The organism is Hymenobacter agri (assembly GCF_054778495.1).
On the sequence record NZ_BAAGZM010001054.1, the window covers coordinates 1 to 937 of the forward strand.

The window sequence follows — 937 nt, forward strand, 5'->3', positions numbered from 1 at the left end:
GGCGTAGTAGCATCGGCGGGCTGGGCTGGAAAGCGCAGCTCCAGCCGGCCCTGCCCGACCGGCGTGCTCCACGGGGTATCAAACGAGTTGTTGAGGTAGGCCAGCTGGCTGCCGGGGTAGCTCACCGCGGCAGCCGCCCGCGGCTGGCGAAAGTCGGCCTCGGTGTAGACAAACCCCTTCAGCGGCAGCCAGCCGGGGCCGCCCGTGCCGTTCAGCGGGCCCAGCAGGCTGGCATCGAAACACTGCATTTTCAGCAGCTGCGGGCCGAACGAGTATTTATAAAACGGCTCGAACATGAACTTGCGCCGCAGCCCCACCGGGTCGCGCAGCAGCACCGAATCGGGCCGGAAGGGCCCGGCCACGCGGCCCGAATACGTGTGGCCTCCGAGCGGGCGCAGCAACCGGCCTTGGCGCAGCGTGGGCACGCTCAGGCCGGCATTATCTACCACCAGCAGCGTGCGCTGCAGGGCCAGCAGCTCGTCGGGGGCCAACTGCGGCTTCATCTTTTGCACGCTCAAATCCAGGCAGGGATGGTTCGCGTCGATGCTGAGCGTGAGCTTGTGCAGGGGTTTCAGATACACGCCATCGAGGCGCACGAGGCGAGTGGCGGTGCGGATGCTGATGTTGTGCAGGCCGCTGTCGGCCACCATGGTGTAGGGCTCGTTGCTGTTGATGTTATAGATGTAGCCCGGCTGCCCGTCGATATACACGGTCACCGGCGGCTGCACCCGGCCCGAATCGACCACGAACACTGCCACCTGCGTGAGGCCGCCCGGCGCGGGCCGGTACTCGTGGAAAAACCCGTCGTCGGGATACAGAAACTTGTAAAACGTGAGCGAATCCAACCCCAGCACGCCGCGCCAGCGCGGCCAGTCGAGCAGGCGACGCGTGGGCTGGCGGCCGAAATCATCGGCCAGCCCGAAGCGGCGCAGCGAGC

At 66.6% G+C, this 937-nt stretch carries 1 protein-coding gene; it reads right to left on the reverse strand.

Features of this window, described 5'->3' with window-relative positions; genetic code table 11:
* A partial coding sequence (locus tag ACYVDE_RS24415) for a hypothetical protein (RefSeq protein ID WP_460504116.1) occupies positions 1 to 937 on the reverse strand: 937 nt, incomplete at both ends.